The organism is Paludibacterium denitrificans, from assembly GCF_009707705.1.
Taxonomy (GTDB): Bacteria; Pseudomonadota; Gammaproteobacteria; order Burkholderiales; family Chromobacteriaceae; genus Paludibacterium_A; species Paludibacterium_A denitrificans.
Genome location: NZ_WLYX01000001.1, coordinates 2,007,640 through 2,034,141, shown reverse-complemented (window position 1 = coordinate 2,034,141; position 26,502 = coordinate 2,007,640). Strand labels below are relative to the sequence as shown.

Genomic DNA, 26,502 nt, shown 5'->3' with positions numbered 1-26,502 from the left:
GCGGTGTGGACAGCGGGCGGCCCGCCGCAAGAGGTGCGCAAACGGGCCAGCCGGTCGGCGACAAAATCGATTAAGATAGTCGGGTATGTCCACCGGCCCCAACCAGCATGCTTTCCAAACTGACCCGACTGTTCGGCAACAAGTCCGACACTGATACCCCATCCGACATCATGGCACTGACCGATACTTCCATTCTGGCGGCGCTGAACGCGCTGACCGACCCGCATACCGGCAAGAGTTACGTGGCCGCCAAGAACGTCAAGAACATCCAGATAAGCGAGCACACCCGGCGCTGGACGTGGTACTGGCCTACCCGGCCCAAAGCCAGTTCGCCGCGGTACGGACGGCCTTTGAAACCGCCCTGACACCGTTGGCCGAAGGTCGCCAACTGGAGATTCGGGTCAGCAGCCAGATCACCAGCCATGCGGCGCAGCGCGGCGTGCCGTTGCTGCCGGGCGTGAAAAACATCATCGCCGTGGCATCGGGCAAGGGCGGCGTCGGTAAATCCACCACGGCCGTCAACCTGGCGCTGGCGCTGGCCGCCGAAGGCGCGCGGGTCGGCTTGCTGGATGCCGATATCTACGGCCCTTCGCAACCGTTGATGCTGGGACTGCAAGGCCAACGTCCGGAAACACCGGATGGCAAGCATCTGAAACCGGTGGAAAACTACGGCATCCAGACCATGTCGATAGGCTATCTGGTCGACAACGATCAGGCCATGGTGTGGCGTGGCCCGATGGTCAGCCAGGCCTTGCAGCAGCTACTCAACGATACCCAGTGGGACAATCTGGATTATCTGGTCATCGACATGCCGCCGGGTACCGGTGACGTACAACTGACGCTGGCGCAAAAAGTACCGGTCACCGGTGCGGTAATCGTCACCACGCCGCAGGATATTGCCTTGCTGGATGCGCGCAAGGGCGTGACCATGTTCCAGAAAGTGGGCGTGCCCATTCTGGGGCTGGTGGAAAACATGGCGATCCATATCTGCTCGAATTGCGGTCATGCCGAACACATTTTCGGCGAAGGCGGCGCGACCAAGATGGCTGCCGACTATGGCGTGGAAGTCCTCGGGTTCGCTACCGCTGGATATCGGCATCCGTCAGGCCGTGGATGCTTACAAAGCCGAGCGTGGTGGCCGAACCGGAAGGCAAAGTGGCCGATCTCTACAAGGCGATTGCCCGCCGCGTGGCCATTCGTGTCGGCGAAAAAGCGCAGGACTTTTCCAGCAAATTCCCCAAGATCGTCATTCAGAACAACTAGAACCAGAACATGATTGCAATGTTCGACTCCGGCCTGGCGGGTTATCCATCTGGCAGGCCGTGACCGCCACCCTGCCCGACTGGCCGGTAACCTATCTGGCCGATCAGGCTTACTGCCCGTACGGCAGCCGCAGCAAACGCGAAATTGCCGCACGCAGTCTCAAGATCGGCCGTTTTCTGGTCAGCCAGGGCGCCAGCATTCTGGTCGTGGCCTGTAACACCGCCACCACCGCTGCGGTCTCGCTGCTGCGCAAGGAATTACCGATTCCCATCGTCGGTGTGGAACCGGCCATCAAACCGGCGGCAGCCAATAGCCAGACCGGCCGCATCGCCGTGCTGGCCACGCCAGCCACCCCGGCAAGCGAACGGGTGCAGGCGTTGCTGGAGGCCCATGCCGGTGGCGTGGAGGTATTGCGCCGCGCCGGACACGGCTGGGTGGAACGGGTGGAAGCTTAGCGATCTGGACAGCCCGGTCACGCACCGCGTGGTCAGCGATGTGATCGAACCGCTGCTGGATGAGCACATCGACCATATCGCGCTGGGCTGTACCCATTATCCGTTTCTGGCCCCGGTCATCCGCGAGATGACGGGCACGGAAATCACGCTGTACGACCCGGCCGAGGCCATTGCCCGGCGGGTGAATTTCTTACTGCGGCAACGTGGCAGCGATGCCCGGGGCCGCCACTATTATCGTTTCATCACCACGTCTACCGACCCACAAGACATGGCGTCACGCCTGTAGGCGCTGATCGGCCATGCTTATCCGGTCGAGTCGGTCACCTTGGAGTAACTCATGTTGCGCGTCCAGCGTTTACTGTTCTGGCTGGTAAGCTGCCTGCTGGCCCCCGCCGCCCCGGCCTTGCCGCAATGCAGCGATGTTGCCAACCGTGTCAATCAACAAGCTAATACGCTGGACAGCGTCGAGTTGACCCGAGTGGTGCAGTCGCTCAATCAGAGCGGCAAGCTACCGGATAGCTTTGTCACCAAGCGTCAGGCCAAGGCCGCGGGCTGGCAGCCGGGGCGTAACCTGTGGAGCGTGCCGGGACTGCAAGGCAAATCCATTGGTGGCGACCGCTTCGGCAATTTCGAAAAACGCTTGCCCAAAGGGCAATGGCAAGAGGCGGATCTGAACTATAAAGGAGGCAAGCGCGGCGCCTATCGTCTGGTGTTCTCGCCGCGCGGGCAACGTTTTGTCACCGTTGATCATTACAACCGCTTCATCGAGGTTGCGCCATGCCGGTAAAGGTTTGCGAACTGCGCCATATCCAGTCACTGCCACAGCTGTATGAGGCCATGGCCGCGCAACTGCCGCTGCCAACGCACTTTGGCCGCAATCTGGATGCGCTGTATGACGTGCTGGCCAATGATGTGGTCGGCCCGTTCGAGATCATCTGGCGCGATACCGAAGCCAGCCGACAGGCGCTGGGTGCCGATACCTACGCCACCGTACTGGAGATTCTGCAAACCGTGGCGGAAGAACGCGGCGATGTCACGCTGGATATCCACCACTGAGTTCGGCCAACCTCTGCAGCCTTAGCCGCAAAAAAACCGCGCCCCATGGAGCGCGGTTTTTTGTCGTGCCAGCAGATCAGCGGGTCAGCCGCGCGATGCGTTCCACCGCTTCGGCCAACCTTTCCACGCCCGTGGTATAGGCCACGCGGACATGGGCATTGGCACGATAGCTGCCAAAATCGGCCCCCGGGGTAATCGCCACCAGTCCTTCGTTCAACAGACGCTCGCAATAGGCAAAGCTGTCGTCAGACACCGGCTGACGTCGGCATACAGGTAAAACGCCCCTTCTGGCTGTACCGGCAGCTTCCACCCCAACCGTGGCAAAGCCTGCAACAGGAAATCGCGGCGCTTAGCCAAATTCGGCGCGGCGCAGTTCCAGTTCCGCAATCACCTCCGGCTGGAACGCCGCCAGCGCGGCCTTTTGCGCCGGAGCGGATGGACAGAGAAAGACGTTTTGCGCCAACCGGATTGCTTAAGCTCGATGTACGCCTCCGGCACCACCAGCCAGCCCAGCCGCCAGCCGGTCATCTGGAAATATTTGGAGAAGCTGTTGATGACAAACGACTCCGGCGCGACGGCCAGCGCGGTTTCTGCCTCCACACCGTAGGTCAGGCCGTGGTAGATCTCATCCACGATCAAGGCCCCGCCCTTGCGGCGACAGACCTGATCCAGCTGGGCGATCTCCTCTGCCGTCAACAACGTGCCGGTCGGGTTGGCCGGGCTGGCCACCATGGCGCCAACGGTGTTAGCCACCCAATGGTCGGCCACGTGCTGCGCGGTGAGTTGATAGCGGCTGTCCGGCCCGACCGCCACGGTTTGCGGCACGCCATCCAGCAAACTGACAAAGTGGCGATTGCACGGATACGTCGGGTCCGCCATCAGGAAGCCATCGCCTAAGCATCAACCAGCAATGACAGGGCAATCATCAGGGCACCCGAGGCACCGGGAGTGACAATGATACGGTCAGGATTGACCGTGACGCCGTAGCGGCTTTGATAAAAACCGGCAATCGCCGCGCGCAACTCCGGCAGGCCCTGTGCGGCGGTATAAAAGGTGTGACCTTCGGCCAACGCGGCGCGGCCCGCTTCGACAATGGCGGCGGGCGTGGCGAAATCCGGCTCGCCCACTTCCAGATGAATCACATCCTTGCCCTGCTGCTGCAGGGCCTTGGCTTTCTCCAGAATGGCCATCACCTGAAACGGGGCGATGTCATTCATGCGTTGCGACAATTTCACAATACACCTCGGGGATAATCGAAAAACATGCCGACCGGCTGGGCCGACAGGCCACCACGTCACCGTTGTCAGCCTGTTCGGCCAACCTTGGCGTGATCGCATACCAGCCCCAGTGTAGCAGGACGCCCGCCTTGTCCTCCAGCCATGCACCGGGCGAAAGCCCCCACATGCCGATGTCAAAAACCCACCAATATGTCAGCTGCCTACACGTTCCGACGCGTAAAGGAAATAGCTGATTTCCCACGGATACAAGCGCCAGCCCGTTTCTTATAATCGCGCCCGATGTCATTACGGAAAGGCGCGTAACCCGCCCGTTCCGTCACCTTGCCTTCGGCCAACCCAGCCGAGACCACCGCATTACCAGGCCAAGGGACAGTTGCTTCGTGTCAGGAAACGATGCCATGACAGCGTTGCCACTTCATCGGCAGCTCTTTGCCCGCCCCCTGTCAATGTCTCCCCCGGCACAAGCATGTTCGCAACCCAACGCGTTCTTACGACAGGGACATATTGATGCAGTCCAAGAAAATCACATCGTTCATCCTCATCGGGATGGTTCTCGGGATTCTGGTTGGCTACCTATGGCGAGAAATGTCCGGTAGCGAGCAAGCAATCAAAAGCTTTGCCGACAACATCTCCATTCTGACCGACATCTTCCTGCGCCTGATCAAAATGATCATTGCGCCGCTGGTGTTCTCCACGCTGGTCGTGGGCATTGCCAAAATGGGCGATGCCAAAACCGTCGGCCGTATCGGCGGCAAAACCATGCTGTGGTTCATCTCCGCCTCGCTGCTTTCGCTGACGCTGGGGCTGATCATGGTCAACCTGCTGCAACCGGGCGTCGCCCTCAACCTGCCGTTGCCGGACATCGCCGCCGATAGCGGCGTACAAAAAGGCGCGCTCACGCTGAAAGACTTTGTCACCCACGCCATCCCGAAAAGCGTGTTCGAAGCCATGAGCAACAACGAAATCCTGCAAATTGTCGTGTTCTCGCTGTTCTTCGGCTGTGCCTCCGCCGCGCTGGGCGAACGCGCCAAATTGCTGGTTGACCTGATGGACGTCGTCTCGCACGTCATGCTCAAGCTTACCGGCTACGTCATGAACTTCGCTCCGGTTGCCGTCTTTGGCGCCATTGCCGCCATCGTCGCCAAGGAAGGCCTCGGCATTCTGGCTACCTACGGCAAATTCATGGCCGAGTTCTACTTCTCCATCGGCGTACTGTGGATTGTGCTGGTCTTGATGGGCAGCATCTTCCTCGGCCGCCGCGTGCTCACCCTAATGAAAATGGTACGCGAACCGCTGCTGTTGTCGTTCTCCACCGCCAGCTCGGAAGCGGCTTATCCAAAAATCACGGAACAAGTCGAACGTTTCGGTTGCTCCAACAAGATCGCCAGCTTCGTGCTGCCCATGGGCTATTCCTTCAATCTGGATGGCTCCATGATGTACTGCACCTTCGCCACCCTGTTCATCGCTCAGGCGTACGGCATTGATCTGTCGCTGGGACAAGAAGTCACCATGCTGCTGATCCTGATGCTCACCTCCAAGGGTATGGTAGGCGTGCCACGCGCCTCGCTGGTGGTAATTGCGGCCACCCTGTCCCAGTTCCACATCCCGGAAGCCCTGCTGCTCCTGCTGGGAGTCGACCACTTCCTCGACATGGCCCGCTCCGCCACCAACGTCGTCGGCAACTCCATTGCCACCGCCGTTGTCGCCAAATGGGAAGGTGAACTGAAACACGGTGAAGCCCCGCACCCGCATCATCGCTAATCGCACACCCGGCGAACTTCTGGCAAAGCAATGTTTGACAAACAAAAGCAGCTTGCTTAGAATTCGCCACTCACTGAGACGGAGAGATGCCGGAGAGGCCAAACGGCCCTGACTCGAAATCAGTGGGCGGTTCTGCCGCACGTGGGTTCGAATCCCACTCTCTCCGCCACAGATACAACTAGCAACACCCAGCAATGCCCACGAAACCCCGATAGAACCTAGCTTCTACGGGGTTTTTTGTTATCCGTAGCCAATGCTCGCCAACGCTGGGAACACCCAAATTTGTGTATAACAATGTGTATAACTAAAATGACCTAACAAAATGTTATACACATTGGCCCACGTCATGAAGCTGACAGACCCGGTAATCAAGGCCGCCAAGCCGCAAGAGAAGGCGTACACGCTATCCGATGGCGAGGGCTTAGTGCTGCACGTCCAACCCAATGGCTCAAAGTGGTGGCGATTCCGTTACCGCTTCAATGGCAAGGCCGGGATGCTATCGCTTGGCGTCTATCCTGACGTCGGCCTGAAAGCCGCACGCCTCGAGCGTGACCGCCTCAAAGAACTGGTAAAGCAAGGCCGCGACCCTTCACAGCATCGGCAAGAAGAAAAGCTGACGGCCAAGCTGACCGCCGAAAACAGTTTCGAGGCTGTTGCCCGGTTATGGTGGAACGACTGGAAGGATGGCCGGACGGAAAACCATAGCAAGTACGTCATCCGACGTCTGGAAGCCGACGTGTTCCCTGTGATCGGTGCCAAGCCGATTACCGAAGTCACAGCGCCGCTACTGCTGATGACGGTCAAGAAGATAGAAGCCCGTGGCGCACTGGACATAGCCAAGCGAGCATTCCAGACCTGCGGCCAGATCATGCGCTACGCCGTGGCCCATGGCCTTGCCGAACGCAACCCCGCTGCCGACGTGCGACCGTCTGATGCGCTTAAATCTGGTAAGACCACCAACCACGCCCGCCTGAGCGCCAAGGAACTGCCGGAGCTACTGCGCCAGATCGACGCCTACGACGGCCAGCCGCTGACCCGCCTCGCCCTGCAACTGATGGCACATACCTTTGTGCGTACCAGTGAATTGATCGGCGCACGGTGGGAGGAGTTCGACATTGAGGCCCGGCAGTGGCGGATACCAGCCGAGCGTATGAAGATGCGCGAAGAACACATCGTGCCGCTGACAGAGCAAACGCTATCCATTCTGGAAAATATCAGGACGCTATCAGGCAACCGCCCACTGCTATTCCCCAGCGAGCGAGGCGAAGGCAAGAGCATGAGCAACAACACCCTGCTTTATGCCATATACCGCATGGGCTACCACAGCCGCATGACCGGCCACGGCTTCCGGGGTATCGCCTCGACGATCTTGCACGAACAAGGCTACCCGCATGAACACATCGAGCTGCAACTGGCCCACGCGCCACGCAATGCCGTAAGCGCCGCCTACAACCACGCAAAATACCTTGAGCAGCGAGCCGTCATGATGCGCGACTGGAGTAATTATCTGGACGGTATCAAGACAGCCAAGGTAACGCCGCTCCGCAAGCGAGCATAAACACCAGCTTTGCCGCGCCTAGATCGGCCAATCGAAAACCGGGAAACCCTTGCCCGGCTGGCGCGGCACCCCAACAAGGGAAACGCTCAAAGGGGGCGTGATGAGCAAGATAAAACAGCTTCATTCAAGAGTCGGAAATCCTGACCTTTCCCATTGGAATGATAGAAAGACCTTCGCGCTTTATGAGGCTGCCATGCTCACTGTTGGCATTGACCCGTTAGAGATTGACCCGGCAGATTGGCTCAACTATATCCGAAGAAGAAAACATCCAAACTGGAAACATGCCGCAATGGTTCTGCGCGCAATGTGCGAGGCCATATGCGAAGGCTCAATGGTAGTAATCAAGGTTTATATCTGGGAGGGACAATTTGATGAGTATGCACAACCTGTTGACGCAGACTCTCTCGAATTGAGCGATGCAGGACGGATAGCAACAATTGAAACATTGATAACCAGAAAAGCGCTGTTGGATTGGTATTTGAAAAATGGATATGCCGAGCGCAAACAGAATGTTTCTATCCCGCAAAAACAAGCCCCAAAATCATCCAGCGCAGTACTGGAAAATGATCGGCAACAATCCACCCCACTGCTGATTGAGAATAAGATTAGAGGATGTACGGGCGAAAAAATATACAGAGCTATTAGCCAATTCCCTGATGAGTTCCCTAGCTACAGCGAAAACCCTCCCCCACTCGACAAGAAAATTCGCCCATGGCTGCAAGAAGAATTAGAGTGTGACGCAAGAGAACAGCACGTTCTTGGCAAATTAGTTTCTGAGCACTTCGGCTTAAAGAAGCGAACCTGACACCTACCTGACATCCCTGATTTATCAGGGTTTTTTCTTTTCTGACGCAAATGTCTGTACATATTCGACCACGATACCTGTACAGCATTACAACTAGAACCTGTCAGAAAAAAGCTCTTGCCTGACACCCACAGCGGCAATCCATGATGCAGCCGTCAAAACAAATGCCTAAGGAGGCATATTGATGGCTGCCGATGCAAAGAACACCACACCCAATACCCTGCCGGTTGATGGCCTGAGCCGGTGGGGCGCGTTTAAACCATTCTCCCCTGTATGCCGTGAGACCTTCCGACAACTGAGCCGTGAAGGCCGCGCCCCTCAGCCTATCCGCTTGGGCATCCGCTGCACGATGTATAGCAATCGTGAGCTGCACCGCTGGCTGGCCGACCCGGTGAACTACCGCGCCGAGCAGGAGGCCGCATGATGCTTGCCACCCCACACCAGCCACGCCATAATGCGCCTGTCCCGTTCAATAGCGGGGCCGGGCTTGGCGGCCTGAACAAGAAGGCGGACAGCCGCCTTATGCGGCATTTTTTATGTCCGTTACACACCATTGGTGCGTCCTTTTCTATGTCGGGCCGTGGTGGGAGAACCTTCGGGTTCGCCGGTTCCTTCTTGCCGGTCCGCCAATCCTGCTACGTGCTCGGCACCCCGCTTGGCGGCGAGGGATCGAGCTTAACGCTCAAGAAGGAGGCCACCATGCCTAGCATTACCCGCGCCTTGTCGCGCCATTTCCCCATTGTAAAAACGCTCGCCTTCGCCGTTACCTTGGCCGAGGCTCAAGCCATTGCCCGCCTGCACCTTGGCCGCACGGGCCGTTCCGTTTGCGTACAGCCGGACGCTTCCGGTTTTCAGATCGTGGAGGTGCGGTAATGAACTCCAATCTGATCGCCACGCTGATGGAAGGCCACGCCGCACTGCATACCGAACAACGCCGCCAGCCGGGTGCCCCCTGCTCCGCGCCAACCGTTTCCGAGCATGACCTGAGCGTGCTGGAGAGCACCGTTCAAGTGATGCAAGACGACGTTGCCGCCGCACTGCAAGGGCTTGGCCAACTGGTCAACAACTACCCCGGCGATATTGGCGATGAGGCCGAGATCATGCCAAAGATCGGCCAACTGTTGCGCGTGCTGGGTGACGTGCTAGACGTGGCCAATGGAACCGCCACACCGGTGGCTAATCAGCTGTGGCAGCACGAGCAAATCCGCCTTGCCACCAAGGAGGCCGCCACATGCTGACCGCTAACCAACTCCACGCCGCCGAGTACGACGGCCAAGCCGCGGCGCATCGCCTGTTATTGCTGGTCAATGAGCATTTGCACCCGTCCGCCTACCCCAACGAGCAAGACCGCCTTGAGGCCGCCAGTGCCGTGCTGGAAGCCTTCGCCAGCGTGTTTGCCGGGTGCCTGTCCGAAGCCTTGGAACATCCGGGCAACGATGCCGTGGCCGCGCTGTATCAGCGCATTGCCGAGCGAGCGCCGGAACTACTGGCCGGACTGAACCGCTAACCATCCCCCACTGAATAGACCGCCTGCCATGGCCGCCTGAGTGCCGTCATGGGTTGGGCAAACTACGTCCGAAAGGCACGTTATGAGTAGCACCATGGAGCACATTGCCAGTGCCCTGCGCCACCTGCCCGCCCACGACCGGGATAGCTGGGTGCAGATGGGTATGGCCGTAAAGAGCGAGTTGGGCGAAGCTGGTTTCACCCTGTGGGATGACTGGAGCCGTAGCGCCGACAATTACCAGACCAAGGCCGCCAAGAGTGTCTGGAAGAGCATCAAGCCCGGTGGGAAGGTGACCATCGCCAGCCTGTTTGCCTTGGCCATTCAGCACGGCTACCGGCCTGAGCAACCCTATCAGCCACCCAGCGCCGAGGAGCGGGCCAAGCTGGAAGCGGAACGCGCCGCCGCTCTAGCCGAAGCGGAGGCACTGGCTACCCGGCAGCATGAGGACGCCAAAGCGAAGGCCGCCGCCTTGTGGGGTAAGGGGCATGAGGTTTCGGCCAACCATCCTTATCTGCTGGCCAAGGGCATTGTGCCGGTGGGTATTACCCAGCTGCGCGACATGCTGCTAATCCCGCTACGGGTGGCTGGCGTACTGGTCAACTTGCAGATCATCGGTGCCGATGGCGGCAAGCGTTTCCTGACCGGTGGCCGGGTCAAAGGCGCTTCGCTGGTGTTGGGCCGACTCAAGGACGCTACCATCGTGCTGGTGTGTGAGGGCTGGGCGACTGGCTGCAGTCTGCACCAAGCCACTGGCCTACCCGTTGTCGTGGCGTTCAATGCCCATAACCTGATAGCCGTGGCCGAGCGACTGGCCGCCACCCTTCCCGCTGACGTAGCCGTGCTGGTGTGTGGGGATTCCGACACCAGCCTGACCGGCCAGCAAGCCGCCAGCAAGGCCGCCATGGCACTGGTACCGCGTGGACGTTCTGTCATTCCGGTATTCACCCCTGAGCAGGTGGAGGCCTACCGCCAGCAGCATGGCGACAAGCTGCCGTCTGACTTCAACGATCTGGCCCAATTGGCTGGCATGGAGGAGGTCAAACAGCAGGTACTCCGGGGTGACTTAAAAATGGTGGGAACAGTGGGAACAGTGGGAACAGAACCGCCGGAACCCTTATCTGGCGGGGCTTCCAGCTGTTCCCACTTTCCTGTTCCCACTCCCGCTTGTTCCCACTCGGAGGCCGAAAATCCGCCCGAACCGCCCGAAAACGGCTCGCCGTTCTTCCTTGTCGAGGGCATTCCCGGCCAGCGTGATGGCGTGTATTGGGTCGAAAAAGCCGATGACAAAAAGGCCAATGATGCCGTGTGGTGGCTCTGTTCCCCGCTGCATATCCTGGGCGAAACCCGCGATGCCGAGCAAAGCAACTGGGGCCGCCTGCTGGAGTGGCGCGACAACGACGGCCACCCGCACCGCTGGGCCTGCCCGGTGGAAATGCTGGCCGCCAGTGATACCGCCGAGTTTCGTCGCGAACTGGCGCGAGGTGGACTAACCCTGTCCACCAACGGTAAGGCCCGGCAAAAGCTGGTGGATTACGTGTTGAATTACCGCCCGGACTCCACGGAACGGCTGCGCTGTGTCTCCCGTATTGGCTGGCACGATCTGCGCTATGTGCTACCCACCTCCGTGCATGGCCAACAGGATGGCGAAGGCGTGATCTATCAGGGGGCGGATAGTGGCGACTTTGCGTGCGCCGGGACGCTGGAGGACTGGCAGCAACACATCGCGGCCATGGCGGCCGGTAACTCGCGCATTGTGTTTGCCATTTCGGTGGCCTTTGCTGGTGTGTTGGCCGATATGGCCGGGGAATCGGGCGGTGGCTTCCACTATGTCGGCACCACCAGCAAGGGCAAGACCTCCACCCTGCTAGACCCTGCCGCCAGCGTGTGGGGCAACCCTGACCGCTTTGCCAAGAAGTGGCGCACCACCCAGAACGGCCTTGAGGCGCTATGTCTGGGGCGTAACGACAACCTGCTGATACTAGATGAACTGGTGCAGATTGCGGCGGCTGATGCCGGTGGGGCCGCCTACCTGATCGCCAACGGCCAAGCCAAGGCCCGCATGACCAAGGAAGGCGGCAATCGCCCGGCCCAGACATGGCGTGTCATGCTGCTGTCGGCGGGTGAGATTGATCTGGCCCAGCACATGGCCGAAGCCGGTAAGACGGCCAAGGGTGGCCAGATGGCCCGCTTGCCTGCCATTCCTGCCGATGCTGGAGCGGGCATGGGAACACTGGAAACCCTGCACCACCACCCCAGCGGCCAAGCCTTTGCCGATGCCATGAAGGGCAACACCCGCCGTTACTACGGCAGCGCCGGTCAAGCCTTCCTCGAAAAGCTGGCCTCTCCTGACGAGCAACAGACCCTCCGTGCCGAAGTCCGTGCCCGGTGGCCAAGGTGCTGGCGCATATGAGCATCCCTGACGGCGCCGCCGAGGAGGTGGGACGCGTGGCCGCACGCTTTGCTCTGGTGGCTTTTGCCGGAGAGTTGGCTACGCGTTATGGGGTGACCGGCTGGCAGGCTGGCGAAGCCTTCCGCGCGGCCCGCCGTTGCTTCCGTGAATGGCTGGCCGAGAACAACACCGGGCAAGCCGCCGATGACCGCGCCCTGTTCGCCCGGTGGCTGCCTTCATGCAGGCCCATAGTTCCACCCGCTTCCCGCCGCACGACGCCGCACCGGAAGTGCTGGCCCGCCACCTGAACCGGGCAGGCTTCACCTTCACCGATGACAAGGGCGGCATTCATTTCTGGGTGCTGACCGAGCCATTCAAGCGGGAACTGTGCAAGGGGTTCAATCACACAGCCGCCGCCCGCTCACTCATCAAGGCCGGTTGGATGCTGGCCGGTGACATTGACGGCAACAAGCAGCGCAACACCCGCAAGAAGCGCATCAAGGCGATGGACTCCGCCACCGTCAATGTCTACGTGATGACCAATGCCGCACTGGAAGGGGAGGAATAATCATGGATAGCTGGCTTGATAGCGTGCTGGCGGTGGGCGAGGAATCGCCGGTTTGTTCCCCCTTGAGTGGGAACAGAGCAGAGGGGGAACAAAAAGTGGGAACAGCGGAAAGCCTTATGCAGCAAGGGTTTCAGGACTTTGTTCCCACTGTTCCCACTGTTCCCACCAAAAAACAGTCACCCCGAAAGAGTGAAGAAAACACCCCAAAAGCCGGGGAAACCTTCACCCCGGTGGGTGACCTGACGGCTGGTGTCGTCACCGCTTTGGCCACCGGACAAGCGACACCCGCGCCGACCCTGCCCGCCGACCTGCTGGAGCGTACCAACCTGATCTGCCAACGGGAACGATGGCCCGAGGCCGACCGCGTGGAGTGGCTAGACATACTGCGCCGTCAGATCGACCGTGACCACGTACCGGTGCCCGAGCTGGTGGCCACACTGGATGCCCACCTTGCCCGGCACCACACCCCGCCTGATCCTGAGCACGACCGGGAAGCATTCGAGGAACGGGCGGCCATTCTGGAGTACGACGGCGGATTGCCACGCGCCGAGGCGGAAAGGTTGGCCGGACAGGTTCATCCGCGATCACCCGCAGTAGCCAAAATGCATAACCATGATTACCATTCAATTCCATTAAAATTAAAACTATAGCGTGAAATTAGCACTCTCAGAGAGTCAAGCTTGCCCTGTCTCCTTAGGTGATACCAATACCTCAAACTGACATATGAGACTCATTACAGCATCAGCAAAGCCGAAGGGCAGAAAGAACGCGCAATACTATGGACAAAACGTTTAAGCAAACGATGGCGTGCGTGCTGATAGCACTGACTGTCGTAGGCTGTAGCAGCCTAGGCAATGCAGACCCCTATCTACGTGATGGTATCCGCATGGACATTGTTGGGATCAACTATGTTACCCGAAATGTTGGTGAGTTCTGGGTAGATGGAAACTGGGGGGCGAATCTTGGTGCTGCCAGAGTTCCAGGGAGAAAAAATGGGGGGAAATGCATCCCTCTGCTGCTTCAATCTCACCGACTATAGAAAGCCGGTCAAAGTCAAATGGGTGTGGAGTGGCGAACTAGGTGATCCAGTCAATGTAGGAAAAGGCATAACTCTACCAGGTAAGATAATAAAGCCTGACACACAGAAAGAGTCTTTAATTATGCTACCACAGCGTAACCCAATTATTGTTAAATCAAAAGACTATCGGAATAAATTCAAAAGCGAAGATACCCTATGCGTTATTTTTAGAGACATGGATACAGTGGAACTTCAATACAGCAGTGGCGATTGCAGGGAATACTAAAAAGGAATAAACAGTATGCTTAGACAATCAGGACCATATATCACAGATGAAGAGCTGGAAGCGGCCTACAAAAAGGCAATATCGAAGGAATACGAAAGAAAGCATGGTTACACTAACATAGAAGATCGGCTTGATTGCCGATTATTTCCTAATTTTAATATTTTCTTCGACGGCACTGGAAACAACCTTAACATTAGTCCTAATAATAAATCTAATATTGCCAGACTATTTATGGCCCGTCGGGATTCAAATCCGGTCTATGACGAGAATTTCTATCGATATATTACTGGCGTAGGAACACCATACAAGCCTAAAGACAATCCAGAGGTTGGTGAAGACAAAGGTGGCGCCGCGGGCCTAGGCACGGGGAAAGGTGGAGAAATGCGCCTGCAAGATGCCTTGCTGTACATTGAAAAACGACTAAATGAAAAATATACCGGCGCGGCGATCCCTCATGTAAAAATGATTGATGTGAATATCTTTGGCTTCTCCCGTGGAGCGACTCTGGCCAGAGCCTTTGTGCACAAGCTCCTGAATGAGCGATGCGAAGTCGAAGGCTATGATGTTTTTTGGACGTTGCCATCATATGGCAACAGGTTACCGCTACGCATCAACTTCCTTGGGCTGTTTGATACAGTGGCATCCGTAGGCTGGCCGGGAGGACACTGGAGTTGGGCGAGCGAGCTCAGAATCCCCAATACGGTCAACCGTTGCGTACAACTTGTTGCCGCGCATGAACTCAGGAAAGCCTTCCCGCTGGACTCTATCGCCTTCCAAGGCAGCTACCCGTCAAACAGTATGGAAGTTATTTACCCGGGAGTACATTCAGACATCGGGGGGGGATATTTCCCAGATGAACAAGGGCGTAGTGAAGAATATTCAAGAATTACGCTAAGAGAAATGTATCTAGAGGCTATTAAGGCTAACGTTCCCATCAGACCAATTTCATCAATAAGAAATGACAAAAAACTTGCCAATGAGTTTTACCCATCAAGCGTGGAAGTTATTGATAAATATCACAACTATATTTCGAATATTGACCAATCAGCAAAGAGTATTACGGAAGGAATCATGGCTCATCGCCCAGTATTCTTTAAATGGCGTAGCGATGTAGAAAATAACGATCAAACCCGCTTACTAGGTAGTTTTAAGGATGAAGTGAATTGTGATCAGTGCCTAGCTACGCCTGAAGCCAAGGAAAGGCGAGAACGAAATGAACAACAATGGAAACTGGCCGAAATGAAATCATCAGAGGAACAGTCCAAGGAACTAATCGCTGAGCATAAAAGGCTAGTTAAGCAGGTTGAGTTTATGCGTAACCCGTTTACGACTCGTGGCCATGAGACCGAGCCTAGAGATCAAACAGATTATGAAAAACTTATTTTGAGTGCATGGGATAACTCTGAAGGCTTACAGGTAGAGTTAAGTGATTTCTTTGAGAACTATTTGCATGACTCTGTAGCAGCCTTCCACTACTGGCCCTGCTCTTTGTACGACCAGCGCGGCATCTTTATGCATAAAGCTGAAGAAATGGCACAAAATCAGCCCCCAATAGACGAGGGGGTCTCGGTATAACAGAGCCCTTTCACTGCTGGCCAAACTGGATACGTATTGACGATAAACGGCTAGTTAGAGGGACGTGACGAAACACACGCTGCCGGATAGGGGGGTAAATCCTTTGTGGAAATCGCTTACCGAGACCGTATTGCCTATGACAATTTATTTTTGCGCGAAATTACAAAATTAGGGGGGAGCCGTACCGGATGGCAGGGCAAGGCAGTGGCTAAGATGGCTAAAACCTAAGCCAGACAATGGTTTCCGGGTTTCAAACACAGAAAAATGACGTCATTGGATTGGCTATATGAAGGCAAAAACCTCTAAAAAACCGGCTAAAAAGTGGCAAAAATCACAGTGTTTTAACCATAAATCTGAGGCTGTCCACTCACTGATCGAGGGAGACTAGCAGGGTGGAGAGAGGGCCGCTTGCGACCCAAAGCCGTCATCTTGGATGTTCCCGCGAAACCGCCGTTGTTCGGCCAAAGCGGCCCGTCAGTGCGAGGCTGGTGTGCGACTGCTCCCGCGCCAATACCGCCGTTCAAGCTCGTTTTGGCTCAGGGGCCGCTTCCAAGGTTGAGCAGCCATAGGAATTTGGGAGTTGACCAGCAAGAGGTAGCAATACTCGCCTTTCAGCTAAGCATGGCTTAGACATTTGAAGCTGGTTGATGACATGATTTTAGATAATATCGATACCATAACACTGGCTCTCATCTAATGGAGCAGAAGTTAGACCGCCACCAGGCTGCAAAAATAGAATCCGTTACCTGGCAAAAGCGGCGTACAAACATCACGATATCGCGTACCTCCTGAGGGGTCTTAGTCGCTGTGGGATCGCCATGTGCGATTTTGTTTCTGATGTCTACTAGATGGTTAATCATGTTCACAACCGATAGATAATCGCCTCGAAGGTGGGCCGACAAGTCATGCTGAAACGACGAATAGCCAAATCTGTTGAAGTACGCCTTGATCTTCTGATATGAGGGATTCGAGAATCCCTTATTGAACCTTTCACTTGGAATTTGAATTGGAAATGGTCCGCTCTTGGACCATAGCACGTGATCGCTGGCCAAGAATTCAAAAATCTTTCCACTAATCTTTTCCGGTTCCGCAGTGTCCTTGATCTCGTCTATAAAATCCTTTGAAATGTGATAAAAAAAACTGTCCGAAAGGCCACTTCGTAGGATGTTGTTCTTTGTCAGCGAATCTATCGCTAGCTCGCCGAGCTCCTTCACGTAGGCTTCTAGATGGCTGGAAAGGAGAATGATGGCTCCCCGAGAAAGAGCATTTATTTCGTTTCGAAGCGAAATTGGATCTTTCCGTTCTTTTTGTGCGGCTGAGTGACGTAGAATCTCAACTTCAGCAAGCCGCACAATAAATGAAGAATAAGCTGCAGTAAATCTAGCCATTCAAACTAGCCCACCTATTGCATCTTCCCACATTTCAAATCTGCGTTTAGTTCGGCTAGTGTGGTCCACCGAACGACTTATCAAATCTTGAAAATTGCCGTTGTCAAGAAGCTGGTTAAACCGAACCAAGAATTGAGGTTTTATCCTTTCAGCGTCGGCCGTTGATATCTGCGAGGCAAATGACGAAACCAAATCGAATAATGCGCGATTTATTACTCGTGACCCTTCACGACGAAAGCAAGCTCTTGGTTCAAACCAAATCAGAGAATTGCTGATGGCTTTATTCCAAACATCCCGAAGATCGGAAATCCTGTTTGGCGAATATCCTCTCCCCTCTTTCGCGACTGCGTTCAGCCAATGTTTTTGAGGGGTTCTATAGCCGTCAATGCCTGATATATGAAATGCGAAGAATCGAAGGATTAGCTCTTCATCTCGCATTCGCCGGTCGGCCTCCTTCTTACCTAGGACTTCAAGCCACTTCTTATCTTCAACAAGTTCCTTAATAAGGGAATTAAGCGCGCCTCTATAAATGCAGTTCCTAAGTTCTTGTGCATTCAGAGGCGCAGTATTGGTATTCAGTCGCTCAAAAATATCGAACTTAATTTCAGGGTGTGATTCATTTGTGATCAGCACACATCGTAGTGTGTGCGTCCGTATTTGTCGTTGCAACTTGTGCTCGATTTCAAAGAACCGCTTTCCGTTGAGCTCGGCAAGTACTTCCAAAGCGGTAAGAGAGAACTGGTTATTTAGGTAGCGGTACAATGAAAAAAGACGCTGCTGGCCATCTATGACATCTAATTCGAAATCATCGTTCTGTGATAAGTAGCACGGCGGAATGGGCACATTAAGTAGTATCGATTCGATCAGTCGGGACGCGAGAACGTCTGTCCAGACATAGCGCCTCTGAAAACTCGGGCGTTCCGAGAGCGGCCTAAGAAAAATGGTCCCCCCCTTGATCTGCTCTACCAAGGAGTCGACAGCCAAGTCGTATGGCTGGGTAACAACTCTACGGTCACGGATGGGTACTTCATCCGGATCTGGGGCGTCGGAATCAAGTTCCGGCTCAAAAATCGGTTTTTCGTCGTTCATGGCTTACCCTTTGGATGGCGGCTGTATCGACCGTGGCCTTGCCGTATAGCTAATTTCTATCGACTAGAACCATAGCATATGGTCAATCGATCATTCCAGAATGGAAATAGCGGAACAATGGCATCAGTGTGCCACTTCAGTGGCCCGATTAATTAGCATTGCTGGCAGTGGGATGTGCTGTCCTAGGGCGGTATCGCGTTGTAGATAGTTGCAGATACCAGCTCAGTGGCGGGAGGGTCATAGGCAAGGAGTGTCTTCTGCACCCGGAGCCGCTCAGGTTGAGTTGCGCTGAGATTTGTTGGTATTTAAGTGTCAACGGTGGTCGACGAAGTGATGACTGAAAGTTGATGGGCGAACGTCAGATGTTTGGCTGGAGCAGACGTTCAACCGGTCAGTTCGCGACTTGGCGAACGGCTGCAGTTGTTAAGGGTTGTCCGACGCCTGCCCGTCAATGCTGACGCGTGTCCACCGGTCTGGGCGTGAGGGCTGGCATCAGACAACCCTTAACAGTAGCGGACCTCTGGACTTCCTTGCAGAATCGTCCGTTCTGGCCGAGCTTGTGGCCTTGGCCTCATATCTTTGCAATGGCTGCATCTGGCCGATAGTGGCCAATCCATGCCTAGGGTAAACACTTGAGCACAGGAAAACTACACTTAGGCTAATAGGTGGCGGCCTTGTGCACCCGGCATGGACGATGGACAGGGGGGGTATCCAATCCCTACTGACCTGCAAGGCCTGACACCGCGCATCCTCGCACGGACAGAAAAAATCCCCCGTCAGAAAAATGTTAAAGCCATGCGACTTGGCAAGCGCCAGCAACGGCGCGGATTACAGGCCGGATTGGCTCCAATGGTCTGTTAACGGTTAACACCAGCCTTAACACGTCTACTTGTCCCAAAGTGGGGGTTCGGTGCGCCCGATCTGGGCGTGGTCGGGTGTTTGCGAAAACAATCCCATGGAAGCCGGAGACAATGGGCCGAATTGACGGCCACAAAGGGGGGGTACTTTCCGAAATGTGTATAACTTTACGTATAACTTTTGGTTTTTTGAAAACTAGATCGGCTATTGACAAGGCTTTGCTCAGTTTTTATGAATCCCACTCTCCGCCAGAATACAAAAAACGCTCTAAGTTCTTGAATTTAAAGACTTAGGGCGTTTTCTCTTTTGGGCGAGTTACCCAATACAGTTACCCAAGTTTTCCAAGCGTATCCTACGCGCTCCCAATCCCGTCATAAGCGTTTACGTTGCCCCTACCTGTCTTCTCGTAACATAAAGGTCTCACCTTGGTCGGCAGGAGGTGATGAAGGGGCACATCGTCGTTGTCGTGATCCAATACCCCTAACCCCACCATTCTTCCATCTTTGGAATAGTTTCCAATTGGCAACTGTTGCTTAAAAGTGAGTGTTTAATTTGATATAAAATCATGTATTCTATGCGTCCCATTGCATTCGCTTTAGGAGACAGCTCAACATGAAAATCGAATTCAATTCCTTCTCCATTGAGACTGATGGCCTCTTGTGGCACTTCATGCGGGTAGGCAAGATCGAACTGTTCATCAATGGCCCTGAGGGGGCTATTAGCACTCCATGGGGTGACCGTGAGTGGGCCTTCAATCCCAGACGGTTTATGACAGGTGTTCGTGCTGCAATCGTAGCCGGTAGTATCTCGTTGCTGGCTGGGGGACTGTCCATACTGATGAATATGGCAGGATAGCCCCAGAGAAGGCTGTATAGCAGCTACTAGAGGGCAGGACTGAAGGGACACCAAGGCGGTGTCCTTCGTCGTTTCTGGGGCTACTTGGCAGCGAGAGCCTGCAGAGTATTGGCCACCCCAGAGTCTGCGCATGTTTCCACAAGATGGAGCGGAAGACCCAGCTGTTCAGCGACCTTGGCCGCCGCTATCTTGGAACGAGCTTGCTGCTGTACTGGCGTACGCCAGTGGTCATGCTGAGTCAGCCTGTCGTGGCGCTGGAGAGCATGTGTCAGCTGGTTTTGTACAATTCGGTAGAACTCTGTCTGTGCTTCTGGAGAGAGTTGCTCTGCTCCCTTCACATACGCCCCGTGCTTACGGATGCTTGGCAGTACGTCAGACGTGACCCACTTGCGGAACCTCTTGGCCTCGGCCTTGTTACTGCGAACGATAAGGGCATACATCCCAGACTCGGAGATCAGGTTCACACTGCTGCCGCGAAAGCCTGAAAGTTTTTCAGTCTTTTTCTCGTCATCGTCCAGTGCAAGCAGAGCCTTGGTAGGGTTCCCTAGTCCCAGCGTCTCGCAGACATCTTTGGCGATAAACCACGGGTCACCGTTGGCATCACGGATCACGCGGATACTGGCAGTCAGCTCATGGGTGTTCTGTTGAAAGGTAGTTACTTCGATGTTCATTGGTTTGTTTCCACTTGGTTGAAGCCGCGCAAGGTCTCCTCCATGTCAGCCATCAGCACCCCAAACCATAGGGAACTGACACGGCAATGCACGGATTCAACAAAACGGGCTGATGATTGATGAAGGCCGGAGATGGCCAAGGGGTACAGCAGAGGGGAACACATAGACCAGCACTGGAACTGGCCGCAGGACACAGCAAGGGGGGATGCAGGTGGATGTCCTGAAGTTGTCCAGGGCATCGGACTTGTCGTGATCTTGCTGAAGACGATGCGAGTCAGGCATCGACCACCAACATGGGCAAGACAAGTGAACTGAAGACCAGACAGTGATGTGTGATCAGTAACGACCACAATCCAAGACAGACACAGGGTAGACCTGAGGATGACCCAAGGATGCAACCGGGAGATAACCTGAGAGGTGACCTTGGGTTTCCCTCAGGTTGACCTAGAGAGTCTTTCTCTAGGTTTATTTCTCATGGTTATTATCTCCTAGTGAAATCTCAGAGACCTCTTTGGGTTACCTCTGGATATCTATGTGTTACTCCTAGCGGGCAACCGATGCTCTGGCCCTGTCTGCTGGTGTGGTGGTCAGTCAGGTGTGATCCAGAGTCGGTGTCCATGTCTACTCCCGATCCCCGTCATTCGACATGGGACACTCAAGGGAGTAGTGGGGTGAAGAAGCCATCCAGTCACATGATGGACGTTGACTGGCAATTTCGGCTCCTCCTCCTAAAGGGCAACCGACCAAGCATGGGGCAACCGATCTAGAAGCCTTGACTGGCAAGGGTCTCCAGTGAGCATCGTCCCGACGGTCTGGAGCATTGGTGCCATCCTTTTGGTGGTCTCTGGGGTATCGGTTGCCTGCCTTTTGAAGTACCACCACTGCCTGAGTCATCACGATGCCCTTGGTGTGCAACTCATCGAAGGTTCGGATGACCTTGAGGTGGAACGACGGGCTGATCCACATGGCGTATGCGTAGACCAGTTCCTTGGCTACGAAGGTGCCACCGTAGCGTCCTGCTTTTGCGGCAACAGGTTCCAAACCACCAGATGTGGTGGATTGCAGTTCATCAATCAGTTCAGCAGTCGTGTCTAGGCGCAGGAAGCGCCAAGGGGAATGGCGTTCCTCACCGCCAGCTGCCTTGTGGAAGTCATTCAGGCAGTAGCGGCCTTCGGAGTCGGTCTTGATGGTGATACCGGCGATTACGAGAAGTTTGGTGTTGGTAGTCATGCTTGGTGAGGAAGTTGTTGACCGTCATCAGGCTGGCCAGATGGTCGATCTGCTTGGCCTGTTCTACGGTCTGGGCCTTGAGCTTCTCTTGCAGCTCCACCGAGTCAGCCAGAGCGCGAAGCGCAGATGGAAGGTCTTTGGGCAAGGCCAAGACAGCACTCTCTTCCGGCTTGGTGATGGTCACCTCGGCCTTACCACGCAGCAGGTCATCGATAACCATGTCGCACCACACAGCGAACTTCACGTCCAGCCAACGAGCGAAGAACACGGCCAGCTTGGGGTGACCCCGGTTCCACCGTGATTACCACCGCGTTTGGCTTGAATCAATTCACGCCGATCAGCGTGATTGAAAACGAGGACTAGTTCAGCGATGTATTCGTTGACGTACATATTGTCGAAGAAGTCCTGCACACGTTTGCCAAAATGCTTCGCCGCCTTGGTCATGTTGAAGTAGCCATCCTCGCGGAACTGGAAGGTCATCCCTTGGTAGTCGCGGGTGATGATGGTGTTGTTGGTGTTGTTGGTGTTGTTGGTGTTGTTGGTGTTGTTGGTGTTGTTGGTGTTGTTGGTGTTGTTGGTGTTGTTGGTGTTGTTGGTGTTGTTGGTGTTGTTGGTGTTGTTGGTGTTGTTGGTGTTGTTGGTGTTGTTGGTGTTGTTGGTGTTGTTGGTGTTCTTAGCGATCTGAGGATCACGCTTGGCCGTATTGATCTCGTGTACCGCAGCGATTACCGCAGAGGTCAGCACTGACTGGCCCTTGTAGGTAACCTGCGGGATGGTGGTGGTGTTGACGGTTACGGTTACGGATGCGAGAGCGTTGGTCTTGGTGGAAATACCAATGTAATTTAATGTAAAATTAATTCACATATAAGGCATGAAAATTGCCACATACATTGCACATGCTCAGGTGACTAATGACTAGATATGCTCGCTTTCTTGGAATCGGAGTTCTCAGTATCTCCCTTATGGGGTGCGCCTCAGGGAGAGTCATTCAAATCAGCACCGATAAAGTACAAGGCCCACGCGTTATCGCCCTAGATGCCCCGAGTGCACCATGGGTGATTGAAATACAGAACAGGCTTACCCAGAAGGGTTTTAAGGTTCTTCGTTGGAGTTCACGAACTCGTGTTGCAGAGCAAACTTCACAAAATAGGGTGGAGGCATTTAATCAAGCGGAAGCGCGGTACATTCTGAAAATTGATGGGTATGCCCCCTATGACTGGGCCAATCGCTGCTTTGGTGGAGGGTTCTGGTTCGATCAGATATCGACTGACTTGATCGACACCAAAACAAACGAAACCATCCTCAATGTAAATGGTTCCGGTTACTCAGAGAACTGCGCCCCGTTGAGCGGTACGATATTCACTGATATAGCCAACGCTCTGGATGCTGCATGGGAGTCTCGCCAAGTCAAGTAAACAAGAGACTCCGCAAAGACAGATACGCAGGGACAAGCTCACGAACTTCCCAAGGTCAGCCCTCAGGCCGACCGGACAGAATGTCCGCAAGTTGTCCCAGCGACCCACTAAGCGCGTGATGCTTTCAGCGCCCTCTTCACACTGCTCTCACCGATCCCGAAGTGTTCTGCAGTGGCCTTGATGGTGGCTCCAGTCTCAGCCTTCCAAGCAGCCACAGCAGCGTCATCCACTGACTTGGGCCTGCCAGTGTAGCGGCCTTCCTCCTTGGCAAGCTGGATGCCTCTGCGCTGCATCTCCTTGCGGTTCACATAGTCCACTTCACCCTGTGCAGCCATGAAGGCTAGGACAGCATCACGAGTCGCCTTGGCAATCGGATCATCAGTGGCACCATCAAACACCATCCCATTCATGGTGCATCTCACGGTCACCCCACGCTGCATCAGTACCTGCATGGTGTTGTGCAGTTCATCGTAACGGCGGCTGATGCGGTCAAGCCAGCGGACATACAGCGTATCCCCGCGACGTAGAGCAGCCATCACCTTGAGCCACTCTGGGCGATCTGCCGGTGCTACGTGGTAACCAGAGACACCTTCATCGAAGAAGCAGTCATTACAGCCCAGTGCTTCAGCTTCTGCTCGTTGCTGGCTGCTGTTCTGCTCACTGGTAGATACACGACCATAGTAGATGGAATGGCTGCTGGTGTGGGATGTCATGACGCTTTGACCCTAGTCCAAAAAGTAACAGGGCCAATACTATGTAGTCCAAAATAGGAAGTCAACCCTAATGGACTAGCTTTAGGCTATGTTTCGACAAGACCATATAGGTATACCTTGTGGCCTTACCACTGAGCTTGAATTACGAACCATACACCCAATATGGTTTTTGTCCGTCATGCTGTGCCGGATGAAGTAAATGGGAAGTGCGTCACCTCGGATTCATAGAGGCTGACATTGAAACAACTGAAGCTTGCACTACTACAACTCGCTGTCGTGATGGCTACGATTTACCAAGCCAATCCACAGCGGTTTATTGACTGTATTGAGGCTTATTACAGAAGCGATTTGGTAGCAGCAAAGGTGCTGGCGCTGCGTATCGTTTTCGATGTGTTTGCTAGCTGGGTTCTCATCATGCTTTGCCAACCTAAAGGAGGGGTAGCTAATGACAAGTAGCTCGATCTTCCAAACCGTAGTTCTGCACTAACTTCCCTTTTCACGGAGGTCGCCGCCTCCAACCTGCGGGTGTGAACAGACAGCATCCGTTAGGCAGCACAGCTTGGAAACCTGTATCTGAATGATGAAACGCCTCGTTCTTGGACTCATTGATCCATCGATGGAAGCTCTGCCTCTCTCGGTGGAACAGACAATGCGTCAATCCTATTTGGATTATGCAATGTCCATCATTATGGGCAGGGAAGAGTGTGCACTCGGAAAACATACAAATCTGCGTGTTTTTATCCGTTGTGCATTGGGCATTTGCTCATCACCACTCGGCAGCGACTCGGTTGAGCGTTGCGAGAAGTGGAGGGTATGGGAAGAACCGAAACCTAGTCTGATTTTCTTACTCAGCCAGAAAGCAAGGGCACCACCAGTTGTCTACAGCAATTGGAATGCGCTTGATTCAAATTCGAAGGCTGGTGGCATAGGGGGGGATTTTGCCGTCAGCATTGTTCGAGGTAGCCTCTCACAAATTTTTGCTGGAATTTTTCCCCCACTGATTACCAGCTGTACTTCAGGTTCTCGATAGCCTTTGTTTTGTTCTCGATGGACGTTCCTCCAGAGTACAGGCCATAGGTAATTGTAGATTTCTCATGTCCCAAGATGTCAGCAGCGACACCCTCTGACACACCTGCATTCTCCAGCATTGTCGCCACTGTTTTCCGAATTGAATGGAAGACACGCTCGGGGCCATGTCCCAGTTCATCCTTCAATCGTCCAAAGCGTTTACCCAGTGGATCAGACCGCTTGCCGTGGCTGTTCTTTGCTGTACTCGGGATTAAGAAGTCATCCTTGCTTTCGTTGCACAGACGCCGGATGACTGGAAGTAGCTTGGAATGGATAGGGACATCTCGATTCCCTGCGCTGGTCTTGGCGTCTCGCACGGTGAAGAACCGCCAATCAGGTGAGATATCAGAACAGGTAAGAGAGCATAGCTCCTCAATCCGTGCCCCAGTGTAAGCACCTAGATAGATCAGATCAGCCAAGGCTGGGTCACCCTTCGATACTGCCTTCTTCCAGAGATCAACAATCTGAACGGCAGTGAAGGGAATGCGCTGTATCTTTGGCCCGGCCCCTTTGTGCAGAGCAACGCCGATGGTTGGGTTGGATGCGTCTTCGTCGATCAAGCCTTGGGCATGGCACCAGCGCCAGAAGTTGGAAAGACCGTTGAGAATCCGTCGCTGAGTGGCCTCGGCCAAACCTCCAGCCGTCACCTCTGCCAGTCCCCATAGCCAAGCCCTGACACCGCCCTTGGTAAAGTCTTCAAGAGTTTCGATCTTCTCGGCCATTCTCTCCACATCAGCCGCGTACATCGCCAAGGTCTTAGGCTTAACGCTCTTGGCTGAGTAGGCTTTCCATTTCTCAATGAGGGGATGGACGGGGGTTACTTTGCCCGTGGCAATGCCATAGAACGTCTGGGCAGCTTCAATGCCTGCCTTCTGTTCGATCTTCTCTGCAACATCACTCAGGCGATACTCCAGTGCCTCCTGCTGGTCAGGATCAGAAGCCAAAGCAAATAACTCCTCACGCCAAGCAAGGGCGTCTAGGGTTTGCTGATCAGGAGTGTTCGTGAGGGATTTTCGGGCTGCGTGTATCTCGCTCCACCACTGATCGATCACGAGTCTGGCTCGGTGGATTGCGGTGCGCTTATCCTTGGTGCGGAGTGACTTACGAAGGCGACGTTTACCCAGTGCCTCTCGGACATCAGGGGGAACGTGCATGGAGGCGTAGTAGGTCTCTCCAATACGTTCCAAGTTCTCGAAACTCATGGTGCTGAACTCTTAACTTACCCAACAAAGTTACCCAAATTTATTGGTTAAATGCAAGAAAATCAAGGCATTCAGGCAATTACGGTTAATGGAAAGAGAATCCCACTCTCTCCGCCAAAAGCAATTAAGCCCTTGAGAAATCAAGGGCTTTTTTGTTTTTCCCACAAGGCTTGGCACAGTTCTGGGAAAGCGCTGAGGTATGGCCGCACAGCACATCGCATTTTCCTGCACCAGTGGAATACCAGCTAAGGAAAGGGCGCGGTGCAAATCAGTAAGGTAACTTCGCGACCACTGGATCCGCAGCCTTTGTCAGCACCACCGTTCGACAATCAACAACCACTATCAGACGCCAGATTCCGGGGCAAAATCACCCGCATTCTGGTTGGCTTCTCCTCCCGTCCTTCATCAACAGCCCAAATCCAATCATTTCCGATGAAGAAAATCATCAGCAAAAAAACAGCCCAGCCAGATGCTAAGCAAGTGGCTGGGCTGTCAGCTTCAAATGCGCCTTACGTCTTGACGCGATAATCTTTG

General features: G+C 54.7%; 36 protein-coding genes and 1 tRNA gene. 23 read left to right on the top strand and 14 right to left on the bottom strand.

Translation table 11 applies throughout. The features are described 5' to 3' along the window. Window positions 1–107 precede the first annotated feature (107 nt). From GKE73_RS24835 to GKE73_RS13305, 6 genes are read left to right on the top strand one after another with little or no spacing between them, the layout of a single operon-like run. Window positions 108–365, top strand: coding sequence for an iron-sulfur cluster assembly protein (locus tag GKE73_RS24835; protein WP_312854447.1), 258 nt, complete (start codon window positions 108–110; stop codon window positions 363–365). After that, window positions 299–1,276: an iron-sulfur cluster carrier protein ApbC gene (gene apbC / locus GKE73_RS13325; protein WP_312854446.1), complete on the top strand. Its 978-nt coding sequence runs from the start codon at window positions 299–301 to the stop codon at window positions 1,274–1,276. The genes GKE73_RS24835 and apbC overlap by 67 nt, the downstream gene beginning before the upstream one ends. A gap of 46 nt (window positions 1,277–1,322) precedes the next feature. Then, on the top strand, window positions 1,323–1,718 hold the full coding sequence (locus GKE73_RS13320) for a glutamate racemase (RefSeq protein ID WP_230370387.1): 396 nt from the start codon (window positions 1,323–1,325) through the stop codon (window positions 1,716–1,718). Between the two features lie 40 nt (window positions 1,719–1,758). Beyond that, on the top strand, window positions 1,759–2,004 hold the full coding sequence (locus GKE73_RS13315) for an aspartate/glutamate racemase family protein (protein WP_230370386.1): 246 nt from the start codon (window positions 1,759–1,761) through the stop codon (window positions 2,002–2,004). A 51-nt stretch (window positions 2,005–2,055) separates the two neighbouring features. Continuing rightward, the gene (locus GKE73_RS13310; protein WP_230370385.1) at window positions 2,056–2,505 is read left to right on the top strand and encodes a ribonuclease domain-containing protein; all 450 of its coding nucleotides are present in this window, start codon (window positions 2,056–2,058) and stop codon (window positions 2,503–2,505) included. Further along, entirely contained in the window at window positions 2,496–2,774 is a 279-nt protein-coding gene (locus tag GKE73_RS13305) for a barstar family protein (RefSeq protein ID WP_230370384.1), read from the top strand. The genes GKE73_RS13310 and GKE73_RS13305 overlap by 10 nt, the downstream gene beginning before the upstream one ends. A 76-nt stretch (window positions 2,775–2,850) precedes the next feature. Here the strand turns inward: GKE73_RS13305 and GKE73_RS13300 are convergent, their stop codons facing one another. The 4 genes from GKE73_RS13300 to GKE73_RS13290 form a co-directional block, all read right to left on the bottom strand. Further along, complete coding sequence (locus tag GKE73_RS13300; RefSeq protein WP_230370383.1) at window positions 2,851–3,027, bottom strand: hypothetical protein; 177 nt, start codon at window positions 3,025–3,027, stop codon at window positions 2,851–2,853. Between the two features lie 134 nt (window positions 3,028–3,161). Then, window positions 3,162–3,653, bottom strand: a complete 492-nt coding sequence (locus GKE73_RS23575; protein WP_280954928.1) for an aminotransferase class I/II-fold pyridoxal phosphate-dependent enzyme — start codon at window positions 3,651–3,653, stop codon at window positions 3,162–3,164. Between the two features lie 14 nt (window positions 3,654–3,667). Continuing rightward, a complete protein-coding gene (locus GKE73_RS23570) occupies window positions 3,668–3,991 on the bottom strand; it encodes an aminotransferase class I/II-fold pyridoxal phosphate-dependent enzyme (RefSeq protein WP_280954927.1) in 324 nt (107 codons plus the stop codon). After that, on the bottom strand, window positions 3,984–4,178 hold the full coding sequence (locus GKE73_RS13290; RefSeq protein ID WP_230370382.1) for a hypothetical protein: 195 nt from the start codon (window positions 4,176–4,178) through the stop codon (window positions 3,984–3,986). Before GKE73_RS13290 ends, GKE73_RS23570 begins: the two co-directional genes overlap by 8 nt. Before the next feature lie 341 nt (window positions 4,179–4,519). On the opposite strand from GKE73_RS13290, the gene GKE73_RS13285 reads away from it, so the two are divergent. The 14 genes from GKE73_RS13285 (at window position 4,520) to GKE73_RS13220 (ending at window position 15,479) form a co-directional block, all read left to right on the top strand. After that, complete coding sequence (locus GKE73_RS13285; protein WP_230370381.1) at window positions 4,520–5,773, top strand: dicarboxylate/amino acid:cation symporter; 1,254 nt, start codon at window positions 4,520–4,522, stop codon at window positions 5,771–5,773. Between the two features lie 80 nt (window positions 5,774–5,853). Continuing rightward, window positions 5,854–5,942: transfer RNA gene (locus tag GKE73_RS13280), tRNA-Ser, on the top strand. A gap of 177 nt (window positions 5,943–6,119) precedes the next feature. After that, window positions 6,120–7,331, top strand: coding sequence for a tyrosine-type recombinase/integrase (locus GKE73_RS13275; RefSeq protein ID WP_230370380.1), 1,212 nt, complete (start codon window positions 6,120–6,122; stop codon window positions 7,329–7,331). Window positions 7,332–7,380: 49 nt separating this feature from the next. Next, the gene (locus tag GKE73_RS13270; RefSeq protein ID WP_230370379.1) at window positions 7,381–8,136 is read left to right on the top strand and encodes a hypothetical protein; all 756 of its coding nucleotides are present in this window, start codon (window positions 7,381–7,383) and stop codon (window positions 8,134–8,136) included. Window positions 8,137–8,320: 184 nt separating this feature from the next. After that, window positions 8,321–8,560, top strand: a complete 240-nt coding sequence (locus GKE73_RS13265) for a helix-turn-helix transcriptional regulator (RefSeq protein ID WP_230370378.1) — start codon at window positions 8,321–8,323, stop codon at window positions 8,558–8,560. Further along, a complete protein-coding gene (locus GKE73_RS13260) occupies window positions 8,557–9,009 on the top strand; it encodes a hypothetical protein (protein ID WP_230370377.1) in 453 nt (150 codons plus the stop codon). Before GKE73_RS13265 ends, GKE73_RS13260 begins: the two co-directional genes overlap by 4 nt. Beyond that, entirely contained in the window at window positions 9,009–9,374 is a 366-nt protein-coding gene (locus tag GKE73_RS13255) for a hypothetical protein (RefSeq protein WP_230370376.1), read from the top strand. The genes GKE73_RS13260 and GKE73_RS13255 overlap by 1 nt, the downstream gene beginning before the upstream one ends. Continuing rightward, window positions 9,368–9,643, top strand: coding sequence for a hypothetical protein (locus GKE73_RS13250; RefSeq protein ID WP_230370375.1), 276 nt, complete (start codon window positions 9,368–9,370; stop codon window positions 9,641–9,643). Before GKE73_RS13255 ends, GKE73_RS13250 begins: the two co-directional genes overlap by 7 nt. An 82-nt stretch (window positions 9,644–9,725) precedes the next feature. Next, on the top strand, window positions 9,726–12,053 hold the full coding sequence (locus tag GKE73_RS13245; protein ID WP_230370374.1) for a DUF927 domain-containing protein: 2,328 nt from the start codon (window positions 9,726–9,728) through the stop codon (window positions 12,051–12,053). Then, window positions 12,050–12,340, top strand: a complete 291-nt coding sequence (locus GKE73_RS13240; protein ID WP_230370373.1) for a hypothetical protein — start codon at window positions 12,050–12,052, stop codon at window positions 12,338–12,340. Before GKE73_RS13245 ends, GKE73_RS13240 begins: the two co-directional genes overlap by 4 nt. Beyond that, a complete protein-coding gene (locus GKE73_RS13235) occupies window positions 12,322–12,600 on the top strand; it encodes a hypothetical protein (protein ID WP_230370372.1) in 279 nt (92 codons plus the stop codon). Before GKE73_RS13240 ends, GKE73_RS13235 begins: the two co-directional genes overlap by 19 nt. Window positions 12,601–12,602: 2 nt before the next feature. After that, entirely contained in the window at window positions 12,603–13,250 is a 648-nt protein-coding gene (locus GKE73_RS13230) for a hypothetical protein (RefSeq protein WP_230370371.1), read from the top strand. A gap of 312 nt (window positions 13,251–13,562) precedes the next feature. After that, window positions 13,563–13,904, top strand: a complete 342-nt coding sequence (locus GKE73_RS13225) for a hypothetical protein (RefSeq protein ID WP_230370370.1) — start codon at window positions 13,563–13,565, stop codon at window positions 13,902–13,904. 15 nt (window positions 13,905–13,919) lie between these two features. Then, complete coding sequence (locus tag GKE73_RS13220) at window positions 13,920–15,479, top strand: T6SS phospholipase effector Tle1-like catalytic domain-containing protein (protein WP_230370369.1); 1,560 nt, start codon at window positions 13,920–13,922, stop codon at window positions 15,477–15,479. Between the two features lie 689 nt (window positions 15,480–16,168). On the opposite strand, the gene GKE73_RS13215 is transcribed toward GKE73_RS13220, so the two are convergent. The 8 genes from GKE73_RS13215 to GKE73_RS13180 all read right to left on the bottom strand — a co-directional run bounded on the left by GKE73_RS13215 (window position 16,169) and on the right by GKE73_RS13180 (window position 22,314). Next, the gene (locus GKE73_RS13215; protein ID WP_230370368.1) at window positions 16,169–16,867 is read right to left on the bottom strand and encodes an MAE_28990/MAE_18760 family HEPN-like nuclease; all 699 of its coding nucleotides are present in this window, start codon (window positions 16,865–16,867) and stop codon (window positions 16,169–16,171) included. Next, window positions 16,868–17,956 carry a DUF262 domain-containing protein gene (locus tag GKE73_RS13210; RefSeq protein WP_230370367.1) on the bottom strand — a complete coding sequence of 363 codons (1,089 nt, stop codon included), beginning with the start codon at window positions 17,954–17,956 and terminating at the stop codon, window positions 16,868–16,870. A 1,338-nt stretch (window positions 17,957–19,294) separates the two neighbouring features. Further along, complete coding sequence (locus tag GKE73_RS13205; RefSeq protein ID WP_230370366.1) at window positions 19,295–19,723, bottom strand: hypothetical protein; 429 nt, start codon at window positions 19,721–19,723, stop codon at window positions 19,295–19,297. A 26-nt stretch (window positions 19,724–19,749) separates the two neighbouring features. Further along, window positions 19,750–20,340 carry a BRO-N domain-containing protein gene (locus GKE73_RS13200; RefSeq protein ID WP_230370365.1) on the bottom strand — a complete coding sequence of 197 codons (591 nt, stop codon included), beginning with the start codon at window positions 20,338–20,340 and terminating at the stop codon, window positions 19,750–19,752. Next, on the bottom strand, window positions 20,337–20,480 hold the full coding sequence (locus GKE73_RS13195) for a hypothetical protein (RefSeq protein WP_230370364.1): 144 nt from the start codon (window positions 20,478–20,480) through the stop codon (window positions 20,337–20,339). Before GKE73_RS13195 ends, GKE73_RS13200 begins: the two co-directional genes overlap by 4 nt. Before the next feature lie 481 nt (window positions 20,481–20,961). After that, window positions 20,962–21,570: a KilA-N domain-containing protein gene (locus tag GKE73_RS13190; RefSeq protein ID WP_230370363.1), complete on the bottom strand. Its 609-nt coding sequence runs from the start codon at window positions 21,568–21,570 to the stop codon at window positions 20,962–20,964. Beyond that, a complete protein-coding gene (locus tag GKE73_RS13185) occupies window positions 21,491–21,814 on the bottom strand; it encodes a hypothetical protein (RefSeq protein ID WP_230370362.1) in 324 nt (107 codons plus the stop codon). Before GKE73_RS13185 ends, GKE73_RS13190 begins: the two co-directional genes overlap by 80 nt. Next, window positions 21,811–22,314: a KilA-N domain-containing protein gene (locus GKE73_RS13180; protein WP_230370361.1), complete on the bottom strand. Its 504-nt coding sequence runs from the start codon at window positions 22,312–22,314 to the stop codon at window positions 21,811–21,813. The genes GKE73_RS13185 and GKE73_RS13180 overlap by 4 nt, the downstream gene beginning before the upstream one ends. A 311-nt stretch (window positions 22,315–22,625) precedes the next feature. Between GKE73_RS13180 and GKE73_RS13175 the strand changes: the two genes are divergently transcribed. Beyond that, window positions 22,626–22,985 (top strand): hypothetical protein, encoded by a 360-nt coding sequence (locus tag GKE73_RS13175; RefSeq protein WP_230370360.1) that lies wholly within the window; start codon window positions 22,626–22,628, stop codon window positions 22,983–22,985. Between the two features lie 107 nt (window positions 22,986–23,092). Here the strand turns inward: GKE73_RS13175 and GKE73_RS13170 are convergent, their stop codons facing one another. Next, window positions 23,093–23,698, bottom strand: coding sequence for a recombinase family protein (locus GKE73_RS13170; protein ID WP_230370359.1), 606 nt, complete (start codon window positions 23,696–23,698; stop codon window positions 23,093–23,095). Window positions 23,699–23,935: 237 nt separating this feature from the next. On the opposite strand from GKE73_RS13170, the gene GKE73_RS13165 reads away from it, so the two are divergent. Next, window positions 23,936–24,154: a hypothetical protein gene (locus GKE73_RS13165; RefSeq protein ID WP_230370358.1), complete on the top strand. Its 219-nt coding sequence runs from the start codon at window positions 23,936–23,938 to the stop codon at window positions 24,152–24,154. Between the two features lie 545 nt (window positions 24,155–24,699). Here the strand turns inward: GKE73_RS13165 and GKE73_RS13160 are convergent. Further along, window positions 24,700–25,968 (bottom strand): tyrosine-type recombinase/integrase, encoded by a 1,269-nt coding sequence (locus tag GKE73_RS13160; protein ID WP_230370357.1) that lies wholly within the window; start codon window positions 25,966–25,968, stop codon window positions 24,700–24,702. Between the two features lie 261 nt (window positions 25,969–26,229). Between GKE73_RS13160 and GKE73_RS13155 the strand changes: the two genes are divergently transcribed. Next, window positions 26,230–26,496: a hypothetical protein gene (locus GKE73_RS13155; protein ID WP_230370356.1), complete on the top strand. Its 267-nt coding sequence runs from the start codon at window positions 26,230–26,232 to the stop codon at window positions 26,494–26,496. The last annotated feature ends 6 nt before the right edge of the window (window positions 26,497–26,502 follow it).

What these genes read in the sequence shown, in the direction of transcription:
- GKE73_RS24835 (WP_312854447.1), top strand. Translation starts at nt 108, where the DNA reads ATGCTTTCCAAACTGACCCGACTGTTCGGCAACAAGTCCGACACTGAT.
- GKE73_RS23570 (WP_280954927.1), bottom strand. Translation starts at nt 3,991, where the DNA reads ATGAATGACATCGCCCCGTTTCAGGTGATGGCCATTCTGGAGAAAGCC.
- GKE73_RS13285 (WP_230370381.1), top strand. Translation starts at nt 4,520, where the DNA reads ATGCAGTCCAAGAAAATCACATCGTTCATCCTCATCGGGATGGTTCTC.
- GKE73_RS13190 (WP_230370363.1), bottom strand. Translation starts at nt 21,570, where the DNA reads ATGACTACCAACACCAAACTTCTCGTAATCGCCGGTATCACCATCAAG.
- GKE73_RS13290 (WP_230370382.1), bottom strand. Translation starts at nt 4,178, where the DNA reads ATGTGGGGGCTTTCGCCCGGTGCATGGCTGGAGGACAAGGCGGGCGTC.
- GKE73_RS13245 (WP_230370374.1), top strand. Translation starts at nt 9,726, where the DNA reads ATGAGTAGCACCATGGAGCACATTGCCAGTGCCCTGCGCCACCTGCCC.
- GKE73_RS23575 (WP_280954928.1), bottom strand. Translation starts at nt 3,653, where the DNA reads ATGGCGGACCCGACGTATCCGTGCAATCGCCACTTTGTCAGTTTGCTG.
- GKE73_RS13210 (WP_230370367.1), bottom strand. Translation starts at nt 17,956, where the DNA reads ATGAACGACGAAAAACCGATTTTTGAGCCGGAACTTGATTCCGACGCC.
- GKE73_RS13310 (WP_230370385.1), top strand. Translation starts at nt 2,056, where the DNA reads ATGTTGCGCGTCCAGCGTTTACTGTTCTGGCTGGTAAGCTGCCTGCTG.
- GKE73_RS13160 (WP_230370357.1), bottom strand. Translation starts at nt 25,968, where the DNA reads ATGAGTTTCGAGAACTTGGAACGTATTGGAGAGACCTACTACGCCTCC.
- GKE73_RS13275 (WP_230370380.1), top strand. Translation starts at nt 6,120, where the DNA reads ATGAAGCTGACAGACCCGGTAATCAAGGCCGCCAAGCCGCAAGAGAAG.
- GKE73_RS13255 (WP_230370376.1), top strand. Translation starts at nt 9,009, where the DNA reads ATGAACTCCAATCTGATCGCCACGCTGATGGAAGGCCACGCCGCACTG.
- GKE73_RS13305 (WP_230370384.1), top strand. Translation starts at nt 2,496, where the DNA reads ATGCCGGTAAAGGTTTGCGAACTGCGCCATATCCAGTCACTGCCACAG.
- GKE73_RS13170 (WP_230370359.1), bottom strand. Translation starts at nt 23,698, where the DNA reads ATGACATCCCACACCAGCAGCCATTCCATCTACTATGGTCGTGTATCT.
- GKE73_RS13200 (WP_230370365.1), bottom strand. Translation starts at nt 20,340, where the DNA reads ATGAACATCGAAGTAACTACCTTTCAACAGAACACCCATGAGCTGACT.
- GKE73_RS13260 (WP_230370377.1), top strand. Translation starts at nt 8,557, where the DNA reads ATGATGCTTGCCACCCCACACCAGCCACGCCATAATGCGCCTGTCCCG.
- GKE73_RS13230 (WP_230370371.1), top strand. Translation starts at nt 12,603, where the DNA reads ATGGATAGCTGGCTTGATAGCGTGCTGGCGGTGGGCGAGGAATCGCCG.
- GKE73_RS13215 (WP_230370368.1), bottom strand. Translation starts at nt 16,867, where the DNA reads ATGGCTAGATTTACTGCAGCTTATTCTTCATTTATTGTGCGGCTTGCT.
- GKE73_RS13265 (WP_230370378.1), top strand. Translation starts at nt 8,321, where the DNA reads ATGGCTGCCGATGCAAAGAACACCACACCCAATACCCTGCCGGTTGAT.
- GKE73_RS13250 (WP_230370375.1), top strand. Translation starts at nt 9,368, where the DNA reads ATGCTGACCGCTAACCAACTCCACGCCGCCGAGTACGACGGCCAAGCC.
- GKE73_RS13240 (WP_230370373.1), top strand. Translation starts at nt 12,050, where the DNA reads ATGAGCATCCCTGACGGCGCCGCCGAGGAGGTGGGACGCGTGGCCGCA.
- GKE73_RS13220 (WP_230370369.1), top strand. Translation starts at nt 13,920, where the DNA reads ATGCTTAGACAATCAGGACCATATATCACAGATGAAGAGCTGGAAGCG.